This is a genomic window from Celeribacter sp. ULVN23_4, from assembly GCF_054788345.1.
Map to the genome: position 1 here is coordinate 1 of NZ_JBTVYO010000031.1, position 289 is coordinate 289.

Annotated in this window: 1 protein-coding gene; it reads right to left on the reverse strand. The window is 63.7% G+C overall.

Annotated features, from left to right (window positions below):
* Positions 1 to 289, reverse strand: a 289-nt coding sequence (locus ACYBHZ_RS19345) for an aldehyde dehydrogenase family protein (RefSeq protein WP_460275952.1), incomplete at both ends; no start/stop codon positions are given.

Below are 289 nucleotides of genomic sequence, written 5' to 3' on the forward strand. Positions count from 1 at the left end.
ACCCAGTTCGCCAAAGAAGGGGATCGGTTCCGGACGCTGCGCGCAAAGATCGAACAAGGCCCGACCGCCGCCCAAAGACCCGGTGAAGCCCACGGCCTTGATCAGCGGATGTTGCACAAGCGCGGCCCCGACCTCGCGTGTGCCGCCCTGAATGAAGGAAAAGACGCCTTTTGGCATGCCGGTTTTCTCAATCGCGGCATGGATCGCCTCGGCAATGATTTCACCCGTGCCGGGGTGAGCGGAATGGCCTTTGACCACGACCGGACATCCGGCCGCGAGCGCTGCGGCA